Annotated in this window: 12 protein-coding genes; 4 read left to right on the top strand and 8 right to left on the bottom strand. The window is 72.3% G+C overall.

Going from position 1 to position 15,373, the window contains the following annotated elements; genetic code table 11:
- Positions 1-550: 550 nt before the first annotated feature.
- Entirely contained in the window at positions 551-3,892 is a 3,342-nt protein-coding gene (locus BU52_RS00485; protein WP_167343488.1) for an NACHT domain-containing protein, read from the top strand.
- Between the two features lie 289 nt (positions 3,893-4,181).
- On the opposite strand, the gene BU52_RS00480 is transcribed toward BU52_RS00485, so the two are convergent.
- Entirely contained in the window at positions 4,182-5,684 is a 1,503-nt protein-coding gene (locus BU52_RS00480; protein WP_037926031.1) for a cellulose-binding domain-containing protein, read from the bottom strand.
- 216 nt (positions 5,685-5,900) lie between these two features.
- A complete protein-coding gene (locus tag BU52_RS00475; protein WP_037926029.1) occupies positions 5,901-7,223 on the bottom strand; it encodes a radical SAM protein in 1,323 nt (440 codons plus the stop codon).
- A 153-nt stretch (positions 7,224-7,376) separates the two neighbouring features.
- Here BU52_RS00475 and BU52_RS00470 point away from each other — a divergent pair, with 153 nt between their 5' ends.
- A complete protein-coding gene (locus BU52_RS00470) occupies positions 7,377-8,630 on the top strand; it encodes an FAD-binding protein (RefSeq protein WP_037926026.1) in 1,254 nt (417 codons plus the stop codon).
- 139 nt (positions 8,631-8,769) lie between these two features.
- On the top strand, positions 8,770-9,366 hold the full coding sequence (locus BU52_RS00465) for a TetR/AcrR family transcriptional regulator (RefSeq protein ID WP_037926021.1): 597 nt from the start codon (positions 8,770-8,772) through the stop codon (positions 9,364-9,366).
- Here the strand turns inward: BU52_RS00465 and BU52_RS00460 are convergent.
- The 6 genes from BU52_RS00460 to BU52_RS00435 all read right to left on the bottom strand — a co-directional run bounded on the left by BU52_RS00460 (position 9,311) and on the right by BU52_RS00435 (position 13,789).
- On the bottom strand, positions 9,311-10,105 hold the full coding sequence (locus BU52_RS00460) for an isocitrate lyase/PEP mutase family protein (RefSeq protein ID WP_037926018.1): 795 nt from the start codon (positions 10,103-10,105) through the stop codon (positions 9,311-9,313). The genes BU52_RS00465 and BU52_RS00460 overlap by 56 nt on opposite strands.
- Positions 10,102-10,563, bottom strand: coding sequence for a hypothetical protein (locus BU52_RS00455; protein ID WP_037926017.1), 462 nt, complete (start codon positions 10,561-10,563; stop codon positions 10,102-10,104). Before BU52_RS00455 ends, BU52_RS00460 begins: the two co-directional genes overlap by 4 nt.
- Positions 10,564-10,986: 423 nt before the next feature.
- Positions 10,987-11,814 (bottom strand): class II glutamine amidotransferase, encoded by an 828-nt coding sequence (locus BU52_RS00450; protein WP_037927678.1) that lies wholly within the window; start codon positions 11,812-11,814, stop codon positions 10,987-10,989.
- 266 nt (positions 11,815-12,080) lie between these two features.
- Positions 12,081-12,518 carry a DUF7144 family membrane protein gene (locus tag BU52_RS00445; RefSeq protein ID WP_037926016.1) on the bottom strand — a complete coding sequence of 146 codons (438 nt, stop codon included), beginning with the start codon at positions 12,516-12,518 and terminating at the stop codon, positions 12,081-12,083.
- A gap of 28 nt (positions 12,519-12,546) precedes the next feature.
- Entirely contained in the window at positions 12,547-13,017 is a 471-nt protein-coding gene (locus BU52_RS00440) for an SHOCT domain-containing protein (protein ID WP_037926013.1), read from the bottom strand.
- A 112-nt stretch (positions 13,018-13,129) separates the two neighbouring features.
- The gene (locus BU52_RS00435; protein ID WP_037926010.1) at positions 13,130-13,789 is read right to left on the bottom strand and encodes an HdeD family acid-resistance protein; all 660 of its coding nucleotides are present in this window, start codon (positions 13,787-13,789) and stop codon (positions 13,130-13,132) included.
- A 178-nt stretch (positions 13,790-13,967) separates the two neighbouring features.
- On the opposite strand from BU52_RS00435, the gene BU52_RS00430 reads away from it, so the two are divergent.
- Positions 13,968-15,371 (top strand): DUF2252 domain-containing protein, encoded by a 1,404-nt coding sequence (locus BU52_RS00430; protein ID WP_037926004.1) that lies wholly within the window; start codon positions 13,968-13,970, stop codon positions 15,369-15,371.
- Positions 15,372-15,373 lie beyond the last annotated feature (2 nt).

Below are 15,373 nucleotides of genomic sequence, written 5' to 3'. Positions count from 1 at the left end.
CTCACCGGCCGGAAGGTGGGCGGGGAGTGGAGCACCCCCGCCTGAGTGGCACGATCCGTCGGCCCTGACGACTATGGAAGGCAGAGGGCGCTTGCGCCGGCTTCTGCGTCCGGGGCCGAGACGAAAGGCCGCGACCGGGCGGTCGCGTCGCGGCACGCCGACCGCCCGGGAAGTTCCCCAGACGAGCAAGCGGAGGGGCTCTATGAGGAGCAGCATCCGGCCTCCGAGGTTCAAGCTGGTCACGGGAGAGAAACAGGAGGAAGGCCCGTTCCACCGGCAATGGGCCCATCTGAAGCGTCCGTTCGTCTCCGGTTTCTGGCACGTCCGCGCACGGATGCTCCTCAAGAGGGGCGTCACGGAGCCGAAGAGGTGGCGGAGCCGTCGCCTCAGCCTGAACCTTGGGCTGATCGTGCTCACCGTGATTCTTCTGCTCTGGTTGACCAGGGCGGTGTGGGCGTTGGTCGCCACCTCCCTGACATCGCCGACAACGCCTGGTCAGGCGGCTCCGCTCCCGGGGTGGAAGGGGCCGGGGGGATTCGACCCCGACCGGGTGTGCAGCACCATCGGAATGTCCTGCGGTGCCGTCACCGGTGTGGTGACGCCGCTGGTGGTGCTGGCGGCGTCGACGATGCTGTTCCTGGTCTGGAGGGTGATGCTGATCCGCAGGTACTGCCGGCACGAGGTCAAGCGCCACCCCGCACGCTACGTTCCGACGGCGGGCAGCCTTCTGGGAGAGGTCGTGGGCCGCGACCGGCTCTGCACCGCGATCATGAACAACCTGCGGGACAACGCCATTCGCCGCCCCCATGTCGTGGTCGGAGAAGTGGGAACCGGCAAGACCGCGGTACTGGTCAGACTCGCCCAGAAGCTGGCGGAGAAGAGGGCTGTCCCCATTCCGGTCCGACTGCGCGACGCACAGAGGGAACTGGACTTCTCGGAACTGGCACGGACGCGCTTCGAGGAGATCGTCAAACCGAAGGCCCGGTCCAGTGGCGAGGTCGACCGCATCTGGCGTTGGCTCCGGCAGCGTCAGGACCGGATCGTGGTGCTCGCCGACGGTCTGGAGGAGGCGCTGAACCACGAGGAGGTGAGGGGAGAACGTGACAACCTGATCCGTAACGCCATCCGGAAAGCGGGCGAGGAAGGCCTCCCCCTGGTCATCGCCTCCCGGCCGCACGATCCGCTGCGGGCCGTGCAGGCGGCCATCACGGAGCTGGAGCCACTGAACGCGGAGGCCGCGCTCGAATACATCTCCGCCAACGGGACCTGGCGTCAGGACATCCCCGTCCTTGACGAGATCGTCGAGGTCGCGCGCATGGCGGACTCTCCTCTGTACATGCGTGTCGCGAGGGACCTGCACGAACACGAGCTCCTGCAGAGCCTGTGGCAGGGCTTCGACAGTGACGCACGGGGGGACAGCTGGGACCTGCGCGCGGGTCTCCTCGACCAATGGGTGGAGGCCCTGGCCGAGGGCACGGTGCACCCGGAGCTGCCGCTCAACGAGGGGACGAGGAGGGCGGTGATCGCCCATGTGTCCGCGCTCGCCTGCATAGGCCTCGCCTCGGACCGTGCCGACATCGCCCTCGCGGAGCTCGATCCCACGGCTGCCGGCGCCGTCGACGCCCGGCCGGACGGTCTGTCATCACCGCAGCCGCATGAGAGGCGATGGAACGACCTCGTCGCCGCGGAGCTGGACCGGCACATCCAGGAACTCCTGTGGGTACCGCACTGCTTCTCCGGCACGGCGGAGTGCCTGGAGGGGCCGTCGATGGACGTCCAGCTGGCAGCGACCTGGGGAACCCGCATGGGTCTCCTCCAGGAGACCGGACGATCGGTTCGCTTCCAGCACAGTGTTCTTCAGGCCTACCTCGGCTCCCGCTATCTGCACTCGATCGTCGAAGCGGCACTGCCGGTGCCGGAATCCGCCGGTGGGCGCATGCGGCACGCCTCCGCCCACCTCGCGTCCCAAGGCAGTGCCGGGACACTGGTGGAGTCGTACTGGGACTCCAGGGCCATCCGTGAGGCCGTACGTCTCGGCGGCCGGGAACTGCTCATCGCGCTGACCCTCTACTCCCGTTCGGCGCGCCGTCGTTGCGGGTGCTCCGACGGCCAGGTGCAGCGGGACTGTCCGGTCGCTCTGATGCGCGAACTCCTGGTCGACGAGGCGCGGAAGCTGCTCGGGGACGCCGATGCCGCGGAGCAGTTGGCTGCGCGGCGCAGCCGCCAACTCCGCGACCAGCTCCATCTCGCCGAACACGGAAGCCCCAGGGCGAGGGCCATGGAGCTCTACGGCACCGCCGTGGAGATCGACAGTGTCGACGCCGTCCCTCAGCACGAGAAGGTGACGAAGGTGCTGTGCCATGACTGGCTGCGGCTGAGCCGGGGAGAGGACGCGGCCAGACTGCGCGAGGCGAAGCTCTCCGCCGTCGTGAAGTGCGGGGCGGCCGCGCGCCGCGTGGGGCGCTCCGGCCGTCGGGTCGACTACACGCGGCTCATGGAGATCTGCCGAAAGGAGCCCGATGACCAGGTGCGGGTGGCCATCGCCCAGGAGGTCGGAAGCGGGGGGCAGCAGGCCTACGCCTCCCTTGCCGACCAGCTTCGCCGGCTGCCCAGTGCGGTGAAGGTGAAACGGGCGGCGAACGAGCCGGAGAGCGACGGCCTCGACGGCCGGCCTCGGGGGTTCTCCGCCCGTTCCGGGTGTCCAGGTGACGACGGGCGCGACACGGACCAGGGCCGAGCCCGGTACGACCGCATCCGGGTCGAGGACGAAACGCTGGGGGAACTCCAGGAGTGGCGCGGTGAGACCGCCCAGGCCTCGCTCCTTCCCCTGCTCGCTCTCTCGTCGGGACGGGCCGACCACGCCCACAGCCCTCTGAACGACTTGCAGAAGTGGATCGACGTGGCCATCGGGGAGGAACGGGGCCGCAACCGGCTGTTGGTGTCGGGCCATCACACGGAGCTCGGTATGGCGCTGGCCCAGGGTTTCAAGTACGCCGCGAACCGCCGGCCTCTCAAGAGTGCGGGAACGGACGTCGTCCGGGACAGCTTGAAGGAGAAGGCGCGGAACATGCTGAACCGCACGTCGTTCTGGTACACGCGGCTGACACTCGTCCAGGCCCTTGCCCTGTGGGAACTGCCGGACGATGTCTCCTCGGACCAGCGGATGAGCGGCAAGGGATCGATCGATGCGTGGCGGCCCGACACGTCGGGCCGTCAGGAACATCCGCTGGTCCGTGCGGCCACGGGTCTCGCGGTCCACGCCCTCCAGACCCGGCGCCCGGAACGGTTCCTGTGGATCGACGAGGCCGCCACGGTCGGTGTGATCGGCACCGAGGTGTGTCTTCCGTACGAGCAGCGCGCCCACAACCTCTGGATCCCGCCGTCGACGGGATGGAGCACACTCGATCCCACGGCTCAGCAACTGCTGGCGGACGTCGTGCTGCTCCTCGGCCTGGAAACCGGCCGCCACCGGCCCACGCGGCAGTTCCGTGCCCTGGGAGAGCGGACTGCCCGCCGCTCCCCTGCGAAGCTCCCCTACTGCCTGGCGGGGGACCGTTCCCTTCTCGACCCCGCGCCGTCGACGGCGGGCGACTCGAACAGGTCCCGGTCGGGCGCCCCGGACGCGGGGCGGCACTGCGCGGAGAACAAGTGCGGCATGCGGATGTGTCCGTACCCGAGGAAGGTGGAGGCGCTGAGCATCGAGTTCAGCGAGGTCTTCTGTCTGCACCAGCGAGAACTGCTGGAGCTGGTGCAGCTGCGGTCGTGGCTGTACTGCCGCTTGCGGCGGGCGCCCTGGCAGCGCCACGTCCGCATCACCGGCATGCGTCACTTCTGGGACCGCATGCAGGACCGGGCACGGGACATTCCGTCCGAGGAGGACGACAAGGTCTGACCTGCCGGGCCGGCAGCCACTACAGCCACCTGACGTCACGAGGAGGTGGCGTCGCCGGCGGGCAGAGCCTCCCGTACCGCCCCGTGTTCGGCGACGATGACCGGGCGCCGCACGGTCCCTGCCGGCCGTGCGGCATCCACGTCCCGTGCGGCCCTCGGGCTGTCGCCCGGAAGCTCCGGCGCCGGGCACGCGCCGGGGCGCGCGCCGGGTTCCGGACGGGGCGGCGGGAGTGCGGGCCAGGCGGGACGGCGTCGCGCGGCAGACGCCGTCGCCACGACAGGTGCTCTGTCTAGCGGTGCGCGCAGGGGAGGCCGTTGAGCGTGAAGCCGGACGGCGGGGTGTTGGTGCCGCGCCAGGAGGCGAGGAAGCCGAAGGCGAGCTTCCCGCCCGCGGCGACCGTCCTGTCGTAGTCGGCGGCGGTGGCGGTGACGTGGGAGCCGTCCTGGCGCACCGTTGCGTCCCACATCTGGGTGATCCGCTGGCCGTCCTCGAAGGTGAAGCCGACGCGCCAGGAGTCGAGCGGTTCCCGCGTGGTGACGGTGACGGTGGCCTGGAAGCCGTCGGGCCACTGGTTGGCCAGGTGGTAGTCGACCCGGCAGGCGGCGGGTGCGCCGCGGCCGGTGATCCCGGGCGCGGCCGTCGCGGAGGAGGTGCCCTGCGGTTCCGGGTCGGGGTGCTCGCGGTCCGGTGTGCTGCCGGGGGTGTCCCGGGCGGACGGTTTCGCCGGAGCCGGCGCCGGGGAACGCGGGGAGGCGTCGCCGGCGGGCACCGTGGGGGCGGACGGCAGGGAGGGCCCGGGGTCGGCCACGGGCAGGCGGTCGGCGTCGCGCCGTGCGGCGCGTTCCTCGGCCGTGTCGCCGAACGGCATCAGCGAGACCGCGAGGGCGAGCCCGGAGACGAGGACGGCGGTGACGAGCAGCGCGTTCCGGGCGACGCGTGCGCGGCCGGGTCCGTGCGCGGGGTCGTCGGTGTCCGGGTCGGCGCGGTCCGGGCGTCCGGCGCCGAGCCGCACCTCGGCGGCGCGGCGGCGGCGCTCCAGATAGGCGAGGCCGCCCCAGCCGATCACTCCGCCGGCCAGCGCCCCGGGCAGTCCCCCGCCGTGCAGGCGCAGACAGGCGGCGGCCTCGGCGCACGGGTGACAGGTGGCGAGGTGCCGGGAGAGGTCGTCGGGGGTGTCCGCGGCGGGCGAGCGGGTGACGGCGTCGAGGAGCCGGGCGTAGCTGCGGCACTCGGCGTCCAGCGGGGAGTCGAGGTGGTTGCGGTGGCAGCGGTCCCGGAACAGGCGGCTCACCTGGGCGAGTTCGTCGGCCGCGGTGGCGGGGTCGAGGCCGAGCCGGCGGGCCACCAGGGGCAGCGGCAGGGCCTCCGCCTCGGCCAGCCAGAGCAGTTCGGCGTCCGCCTGCTGCAGATCGCGCAGTCCGCGCACGGCGACCGGGCGTCGCAGCGGCGGGCCGGTGTAGCGGGCGGCCTGGCCGGAGTGGAGCCACAGCCGGAGATCGGGATCGAGCTTGTGCCCCTGTCCCGCTTCCTCCCAGGCGGCGGCGGTGCTGCGAACGGCGGTCAGCAGCAGGGGTATCCGGGGCAGCCGGGAGGATCGGCGGCCGGTCCCCCGCGCGGTGCCCGTCTCGGCCGCGCGGAGTTCCCCTATGCCCTGGGCGAAGGCCTCTCGGGCCAGTTCGGCGGCGGCGGTGGATCCCGCCGTGCACAGGTCGGCGTAGGAGAGCACCGCGTCCCAGCACTCGGAGAACAGCGCCGCCTCGGTGGCGTCCTGGGGGCTCGGCAGGTCGGGCATGAGACTCCTGCATCACGTGCGAGGTCAACTCGACATAAGGGCCTTGGAGTTGGGGGAAACCTCGCGGCAGTGGCCGAGCTTTTCACGGACTCGACACAACTGACAAGCGCCGTCCTCACTTTGTGTGGCGGCACCGCGACCCCTCGCGGTGACCATACGCAAGGAAGGCCGGAACGTCTCGGTTCCGGCCTTCCTCGTTCTCTTTCCCGGTGTCCCTCAGACCGTCCCGGCGGGCTCCTGCGCGGGGAGGCTGTCCATGAAGGAGCTGACGGAGAACACCGCCTGGCCGGGTCCGGGAGGACCGTACCCGGGGGGCGAGGACAGCCCGAAGTCCTCCATGGTCCGCCGGTACGCCTGGAGCAGCCGGATGTGGTACTCCAGCGGCGCGCCCTGCGGATTGGCCTTGCCGAGCGGGGTGGTCGGCTCCGGGCACCAGGTGGTGAAGCGGGGCGTGATGCCGTGGGACATGAAGAAGCGCAGGCCCTCGGTGGTGGACTCGATCGCCTCGTCGACGGTCTTGAAACCGAACGGCTCGGCCATCTCGACGCCCGCGACGAAGTTGGGGATCACGTTGCGCGCGCCGAAGACCTCGGCCGAGTCGAGGACCCGCCGGTGCCACTCGTCCCGGCCGACGTAGCGCTCCTTGCCGGGGCAGTACATCTTGAACAGGTACTCGTCCCACACCTCGTAGTTGGGGTGGTAGATCTGCACGCCGTAGTCCTTGAAGCGCTGCACGTCGTCCTTGGGCAGCGCCTGGGCGACGACCTTGCCGATCCAGCGGCCGGGGAAGCGCTCCTCGATGGCCTTGGCGTAGTGGCCGTAGAAGTCGGCCTCGTCACGTCCGGAGACCGTCCGGGTGATGGCGCCGCCGGTGAGGGTGTAGGCGGTGGACGCCTTCGCCGTGTCGTACCGGTCGATGATCTCCAGGGCCTCGAGGACCTCCTCGACGTCCTTCACCCCGGTGTAGGGCCGGCCGGCCGCCTTGTGCTGGCGCCAGTTGTGGTTGATGTCGCAGTACTGGCACTCCTCCTTGGCGCCGAAGTACTGGCAGACCCGGAAGACGGTCAGGTAGATCAGGTAACCCCACTGGATGGTGGGGGCGACCTCCATGACCGACTTCCCGTTGGACAGGGTGTGCCGGTAGTACTCGGGCATCGGCGGCACACCGACGTCCGAGATCCGCCTGCCGTCGAGGTAGAGGCCGAGCACGCCGTGCTCGTCGGCGGCGACGCGGTAGGGGGAGGCCGGGTTCACACGGACCGACACCACCGTCCGGCGCAGGTCGTACGGACCACCCGTGAGGATGATCTCCTCCGGCGGCCGCCGCAGCGCGGCCTCGCCCAGCTCGGGCAGGGTGCCGTGGTCGAAGGAGAAGATGAAGTACGACTTCGGTTTGACCTCTCCGCTCTCGTTGTCACTGAGCGCCGAGGGGTCGAAGGCCACACCGCCGCGCAGCAGGTCCTCCTTGAAGACGGCCTCGCGCGGCACGTGCGGAAACCGCTCCATCAGATCCTCGACCAGCGCGGTACGGCTGCCCATCCCGTGTTCTCCTCCCGGTTCGGACGTACGACTCCTCACGGTATGCCCCCGGTCGGACGTCCGGGCCGCCGGGGCCCCTCACGTGGCGTGGGCCACTGGCGGGGTAGGTTCCGGCGAGGGCCCTTTCCGGCCCGGTGGCCGGAAGGGCGAGGGATGACCGAGAGCGTGACCAACTGGGCGGGCAACATCACGTACGCCGCCAAGGAGCTGCACCGCCCGCGCACGCTGGACGCGCTGCGCGCACTGGTCGCGGAGAGCCCCCGGGTGCGGGTCCTCGGCAGCGGTCACTCCTTCAACGAGATCGCCGAGGCCGGCGAGGACGGCGTGCTGCTGTCCCTCGGCGGGCTGCCCCCGCGGATCGACGTGGACACGGCGGCCCGCACGGTGCGGGTCGGGGGCGGGGTGCGCTACGCGGAGCTGGCCCGGGAGGTGCACCGGCACGGGCTGGCGCTGGCGAACATGGCGTCGCTCCCGCACATCTCGGTGGCCGGCTCGGTCGCCACCGGCACGCACGGCTCGGGTGTCGGCAACGGCCCGCTCTCCTCGTCCGTGCGCGCGGTGGAACTGGTCACGGCGGACGGTTCGACGGTGACCGTCGAGCGCGGCGACGAGCGGTTCGGCGGGGCGGTCACCTCACTCGGGGCGCTCGGTGTCGTGGTCACGCTCACCCTCGACCTGGAACCGGCGTTCGAGGTGGAGCAGCGCGTGTTCACCGAGCTGCCACTGGAGGGGACGGACGCCGGCACGTTCGAGAAGGTGATGGCGTCGGCGTACAGCGTGAGCCTGTTCACCGACTGGCGGTCGCCGGGCTTCCGGCAGGTGTGGGTGAAGCGGCGCACCGACCAGCCGCTGCCGGACTTCCCCTGGGCCGCTCCCGCGACCGAGAAGATGCACCCGGTGCCGGGGATGCCGGGGGTGAACTGCACCGAGCAGTTCGGGGTGCCGGGGCCCTGGCACGAGCGGCTGCCGCACTTCCGGGCGGAGTTCACCCCGAGCAGCGGCGCGGAGCTCCAGTCGGAGTACCTGGTGCCGAGCAGGTCGGCCGCCCTGGTGCTGGGCGCGCTGGACGGGATCCGGGAGACGGTCGCGCCCGTGCTGCAGACCTGCGAGGTGCGCGCCGTCGCCGCGGATGACCAGTGGCTGAGCCCCTCCTACGACCGGGACACGGTGGCCGTCCACTTCACCTGGATCGAGGACACCCGGACGGTCCTGCCCGTGGTGCGGCGGGTGGAGGAGGCGCTGGCGCCGTTCGACACGCGTCCGCACTGGGGGAAGGTGTTCACCACGCCGGCGGCGGAGCTGCACGCCCACTACCCGCGCCTGCACGACTTCCGGGCCCTCGTCCGTGACCTCGACCCCCGGGGCACGTTCACCAACGCCTTCGTACGGGACGTACTCGCCGGCTGACCCCACGCGTTCGTGTCAGCCCGCCGGCGGCCCCGGCGGGCTCCGGCAGGGCCGGCTCCCGTTCGTCCTCTCCGCGACCGCGTGACGCTGGGTAGGCTGGGCGGCCCCCGGATCCCCCAGGCGCCCCTCGGAGGTCTCCATTCCCCGCGCCGGACTGACCGCCGGACGTCTCGTCGCGGCCGCCGCCGACCTCGCCGACGAGGCGGGCTACGAGAACGTCACCCTGTCCGCGCTGGCCCGCCGTTTCAACGTCAGGGACGCGAGCCTGTACGCCCATGTGCGCGGCCTGCACGACCTGCGCGTGCGGATGGCGCTCCTCGCGGGCGGCGAGATGATCGACCGGATGGCGGCGGCGGTCGCCGGCCGGACCGGCAAGGAGGCGCTGGCCGCGTTCGCCGGCGCGTACCGCGCGTACGCCCTCACCCACCCCGGCCGCTACGCGGCGACCCAGATCCGCCTGGACCGGTCCCTCGCCACCGACTCCCCCGCGATGCGCCGCACCGCCGAGGTCATCTACGGCCTGCTCCGCGCCTACGGCCTGGACGAGCCGGACCTCACCGACGCGGTCCGTCTGCTGCGCAGCACCCTTCACGGCTACTGCTCCCTGGAGTCCGCCGGTGCCTTCGGCGCGCCCCGCGACCTCGAGGCGTCCTGGGACCGGGCGGTCGAGGCCCTGGACGTCACCCTGCGGAACTGGCCCCGCCGGCAGGCGGGACGACCCCGCTCAGGGCGTTGATCCGCTCGTACGAGGGCGTCGTGCCCTCCGGTGCCCCGTGGCCCGACCGGATCGCGACCGCCGTCTCCACCGCCGCGCCGAGCGCCCGGCGGTACAGGAGCGAGCCCAGGCTGACGCGGCGGACGCCGAGGCGGGCGAGGCGGGGGACGGACGGCCCGGTGGGCGAGTGGAGGACGTTGAGGGGCAGGCCGTCCAGGTCGCGGACGAGGGCGGCGATGGCGCGGGGGTCGGTGAGGCCGGGGACGAAGACGCCGTGGGCGCCTGCGTCGCGGTAGGCGCGGGCGCGGGCCAGGGTGTCCTCCGGGTCGCCGTCACCGAGCCAGTACGTGTCCGTGCGGGCGTTGACGAAGAGGCCCGGGGCCGCCGCACGGACGGCGGCGATCTTCGCGGCGTGCCGGTCGGCGGGCCCGAGCCCGTCCTCCAGGTTGATGCCGGCCGCGCCCAGCGCGTACAGCTCCCGGGCGAACTCGGCGACCTGGTCCGGATCGTCGCTGTAGCCGCCCTCCGCGTCCACGGACAGCAGGAACGGGGCCGGGCCGAGGGTGAGCGCGAGCCGCAGCGTCTGCTCACGGGTGGCCGCGGCGCCGTCCGGCAGTCCGGCCGCCGCGGCGACGCCCAGGCTCGTGGTGCCGACGGCCCGGAAGCCGTGTGCGGCCAGCAGGACGGCGGAGGCGTGGTCCCAGGCGTTGGGCAGCAGCAGGGGTTCGTCCGCGTGGTGGAGCTCGGCGAAGGGGGTCACGACAGGTCTCCCACGGCGTCGGCGTAGTAGGCGGACTCCAGTACGTGGCCGGCGAGTTCGCGGAAGCTCCAGCCCGGGCCGGGTGAGTGGTCGAGCTGCTCGTCGGTGAGCGCGTCGAGGCGGTGGGCCCAGATCCTCGCCAGCCGGGTCAGGCGGCTGCGGGCCTCGTCGAGGTCCTGCGGGGTGAAGGGGGCGAGGTCGGCCCCGGTGGTGATCTGCGAGGCGTGCCAGTGGTCGGGCTGCGGTTCCTCGCCGGCGAGGCGTGCCTCCAGTTCCGCGAGGTGGTCGATCAGGTGGTCGGCGACACGGCGGATCGCCTTGTGCGGGGTGTGGACGCGGCCGTCGGCGTGCACGGGCTCGCCGTTCCAGCGGGTCCAGCCGGCGGCCAGCGCGAGGACGTGGTCGACCATGCCGGTGACGGCAGCGGCGGGGGTGGGTGTCTGCGTGCTCTCGGTCATGGGGGGAACGTTAGGAGCGCGACGCTTCGGCGCCGGCCGAACGGTCCGTGCCCGCGGGGAGGCGCGGGCCTGGGGCGCCCCGGTTCCGGTCGGAACGCCCCAGGGGCTCACCCCACCCCGGCCGACCGGGACGTCCCGGTCGGCCGCGACGGCGCGAATGACGGCCGGATGGTCGGCTCCGAGCCCGTCGACCGGCGCCGTATCGTGTTCAGGGTGCCGTCGGCGTCGAACCGACGTCGCACGACGGACGTCACGAGCACCGGGCTCGCCGCCCCACTCCCGCACGCCCGCCGCCGGACGGTGTCCCGAAGGAGCGGGTTCCCGGCACAGTTGACCGTACTCTCCCCGGAACCCGCGTAGGTGGCCACAGACAGGGACGAGCGGGTTAGCGTGCCGGGCGGCCCTCGGGCGTGAAGCCCCGTCCTACGCGGGCGCGAACGTGTGCATCCGGTCCCCGTCGGGCTGCACCACGCCGTAGGTGCCCTCGGGGACGGCGTTCCAGGCACCGGGCAGATCACCCAGGGGCTCGGAGACGATGAGGCGGGCGTCGTCGGCGATCTCGCGCAGGAAGGCGACGTCCGGGTGGAGGGACCGCAGCGTCTCGACGCGCGTGCTGTAGAACAACGAACGCGACTTCTTCTGCGTGGAGTAGCGGAACGCCCACAGACTCACCCCGTCGGTCACCGCGACGGACATCTGCAGCGGGAACTCCACGCCGTGCTCGTGGCCGACGCGTTCCACCAGGCCGGCCATCCGGGCCACGGCACCGGGCGGGTCCTCCTCCAGGCCGAAGGTCAGCGCCAGGTAGAACATCATCTCCGAGTCCGTGGACCCCTCCATGGACGGGAACAGCTCCGGCGCGACGGACAGGGCGAGGTCACGGCGGAGCCGGTGGAACTCGGCGATCGCCCCGTTGTGCATCCACATCCAGCGGCCGTACCGGAACGGGTGGCAGTTGGTCTGCTGCACCGCCGTGCCCGTCGAGGCCCGGATGTGGGCGAAGAAGAGGGGGGAGACGACGTGTTCGGCGATCTCCCGCAGATTGCGGTCGCTCCAGGCAGGACCGGTGTCCCGCACGACGGCCGGGGTGTCCTTGTCCGGCACGTACCAGCCGACGCCGAACCCGTCGCCGTTGGTGGTCTCGACGCCCATCTTGGCGTGCAGGCTCTGGTCGATGAGCGAGTGGACCGGTTTGTACAGAATGCTGTCCAGCAGGATCGGCGTGCCCGAATAGGCGAGCCAACGGCACATCTCCACCGCCTTCCCGGCCCACGGGGGCCGTGTCCCGTCGTTCCCCCTCACGGACCGGGCGTCCCGACCGCCGTCCCGGCGCCGCCCTGGCCGCACGCGGCCGCTCGGAGGCACCGCTGCCCCACCGCGTACCCACTCGGCCGCGCGGGACGCGGACCCGGGGACCGGCCGCCGCGCGTGGGACCGGCGCTCCGGCCGCGCAGGCCGGGAGCGCCGGTCCCACGTCGCGTCCCTCCGGGCGCCGGTCCGCGACCCCTCGGCGGGGCTCAGCGCCCGGAGCGGGAACCCGGACGTGCCACGCACAGTGCCCAGACGATGAACCCGGAGAAGGCGATCATCACCACGGACCAGACCGGGTAGTACGGCAGGGACAGGAAGTTGGCGATGATGAGGAGCCCGGCGATCACCACGCCGGCGACGCGGGCCCACAGCGCTCCCCGGACCAGTCCGAGGCTGACGAGCACCGCGAGGGCGCCGAGCACGAGGTGGGTCCAGCCCCAGGCGGTGAGGTCGAACTGGAAGACGTAGTCCTGCGTCGTGACGAAGACGTCGTCCTCGGCGATGCCCATGACGCCCCGGAGGATGTCGAGCACCCCCACGATCATGAGCGAGACGGCGGCGAAGACCGTCAGGCCCTCGGCCCACTGCCGCTTCGCCGACGGCGCGTGGGTGCCCGCACCCCGCGCTCCGTGTGTCGTTGCCATGGCCGTGCCTCGATTCCGTGTCGTGCGGTCAGCGCCCCGCGGACGAGGTGGACGGGCCCGGGTGTCCCGCCGGGCCGTGGCCGCTCAGGACCAGCTCCTTGGCCCTGCGGAACTCGTCGTCCGAGATGTCTCCGCGTGCCTTGATCTCGGACAGCCGGGCGAGTTCGTCGACGCTGCTGGTCCGTCCGCCGGTGCCCTTGGCGGTCTCGCGGACATAGCTGTCGAACGCCTCCTGCTGGGCGCGGGCCTGTGCGATCTCCCGGCGCCCCATGTTCTTGCCCCGGGCGATCACGTAGACGAAGACACCCAGGAAGGGCAGGACGATCGTGAACACCAGCCAGCCGGCCTTGGCCCAGCCGCTCAGCTCGTCGTCGCGGAAGATGTCGACGACGACCCGGAAGAGCAGGACCAGCCACATGATCCACAGGAAGAGGATCAGCATGGTCCAGAAGGCGCTCAGCAGCGGATAGTCGTACGCGAGGTACATGGCGCCGCTCATCTCTGTCCTCCGTCCCGGGCTTGCGCCCGACATGTCATCCCCGTTGTCAGCGTCCGCCCGCCGGTCCCCCGCTGCCTCACCCGGGACGGGTGAAGCGTGGGACGGTGGTCTCTCAGTCCGTGCTCGCCGGGCCGTGGGACCCGATGCCCGACCTGCGCAGTGCGGAGCGCCAGGCCAGGGCGACGGCCGCCTCGACGAGTCCGAGGAGGACGAGCCACAGGCCGAGGAGCCGGGTCAGGGCGCGGGCCGACTCGGCGGGCAGGGCCAGGACCACGATCCCCGCCACGACGGCGAGCAGAGCCGCCCCGAGGACGACGGCGCGGTGCGGGAGGTCCCGCGAGGCGAGCGCCGTGAAGAGGGTGAGCATCCCCGACACCAGCCAGACGACCCCGACGATCAGGGAGAGGGCGGCGATGGTCTGCAGCGGGTTGCGCAGGCACAGCACCCCGGCGAGTACGTACAGCACCGCCAGCAGGAGCCCGGGCAGCCGCTCGCCCTGCTCCTCCCGCCCGAACACCCAGACGAACCGGAAGGCCCCGGTCACCAGCAGGTACAGGCCGATGAGCACGGCGAGGACGTGCAGCGTGGTGTCCGGCCACACCAGCAGGATGATGCCCGGCACGAACGTGGCGACCGCGGAGGCGAGCATCCACGTCCACGAACGCCCCAGTGCCGCCAGGACGTCGGCGGGACCGCCCGGTGGACCCAGGGCGGCACCGCCGGGCACGGACCCGCGTCCGGCCCCCGGCGCCGGACCACCTGTCAGGGCCATGGCTCCTCCTCCCGCGCGGATGCGGCAGCGCGCCCGGGCGCGGCGCGAGCGCACGACCAGCCTTCCGCCCGGCTCCCGTCACCGGGTCACCCCCGGCGGGTGATCCGGTCGTGGGGCGGGCGCGGTGGACTGGGCGGCGTGCAGGCGTCGTCCGGGGCAGGCAAGGCGGGAGACAGCGATGGCCGTACCGAGTCCGTTCAGCGGCTTCCTGTCGCCCGCCGAGCGGGCCGCGCACGGCAGGAACGCGCGCGGTCGCGCCCCGCGCGGCTCCCACGGCTCGTTCAAGGAATCCCGGAACCGGCCCGACCCCGTCGACGTGATCGAGCGGCAGTCCGCGACCCGGCTGCCCGAACTCGTGCCGATCCGCTACGGCCGCATGCTCGAGTCCCCCTTCAGGTTCTACCGGGGTGCGGCGGCCGTCATGGCGGCGGACCTCGGTCCGGCCCCGGACACCGGGCTGACCGTACAGCTCTGCGGTGACGCCCATCTGCTCAACTTCCGCCTGCTGGCCTCCCCCGAACGCCGTCTCGTCTTCGACATCAACGACTTCGACGAGACCTTCGCCGGTCCCTTCGAATGGGACGTCAAGCGGCTGGCGGCGAGCTTCGCCGTCGCCGGGCGGGCGAACGGCTTCGCCCTCGACGAGCAGGACGACGCGGTGCGCGCCTGCGTGGCCGCGTACCGCCGTCGCATGCGGGAGTTCGCCGGGATGCGCACCCTCGACATCTGGTACGCGCAGGACGACGCCGACCGGCTGCGCGAGCTCATGGCCTCGTCGCTGGACGCCGAGGCCCGGCGCCGCACCACCGAGGCGACGCGGCGCGCCCGGACCCGGACGCATCTCCAGGCGTTCGCGAAGCTCACCCGTGTCACGCCGGAAGGGCGGCGCATCGCCGGGGATCCGCCGCTGGTCACGCCGCTGCGCGACCTGCTGGACGACCCCTCCACCGAGGAGAAGGCCCTGCGCCAGGTCCTGGACGGTTACGCGCGTTCGCTCTCGTCGGAGCGCCGGCACCTGCTGGGCCGCTACCACCTGGTCGACGTGGCGCGGAAGGTGGTCGGCGTCGGCAGTGTCGGCACGCGCTGCTGGATCGTCCTCCTGCTCGGCAGGGACGACGACGACCCCCTGCTGCTGCAGGCCAAGGAGGCGCAGGAGTCGGTGCTCGCCCCGTACACGGACGGCGAACGCTTCGACAACCAGGGCCGGCGCGTGGTGGCCGGGCAGCGGCTGATCCAGACGACCAGCGACATCCTGCTCGGCTGGACGCACGCCGTGGGCCTCGACGGACGCCCCCGTGACTTCTATGTGCGCCAGTTGCGCGACTGGAAGGGCATCGCCCGCCCGGAGACCATGGACCCGGGCCTGCTGCGGCTGTTCGCCCGCCTGTGCGGGGCCGGCCTGGCGCGGGCGCACGCCCGCTCCGGCGACCCGGTCGCCATCGCCGCCTACCTGGGGCGCGGCGACCGCTTCGACCGGGCACTCACCGGGTTCGCGCAGGACTACGCCGACCGCAACGAGCGTGACTTCGAGGCGCTGGGCGCCGCCGTCCGGTCCGGCAGGGTGCACGCCCGGACCGCGTGACC

The sequence above is a fragment of the Streptomyces toyocaensis genome, assembly GCF_000725125.1.
Taxonomy (GTDB): domain Bacteria; phylum Actinomycetota; class Actinomycetes; order Streptomycetales; family Streptomycetaceae; genus Streptomyces; species Streptomyces toyocaensis.
This window is presented reverse-complemented; position numbering and strand designations above follow the sequence as displayed.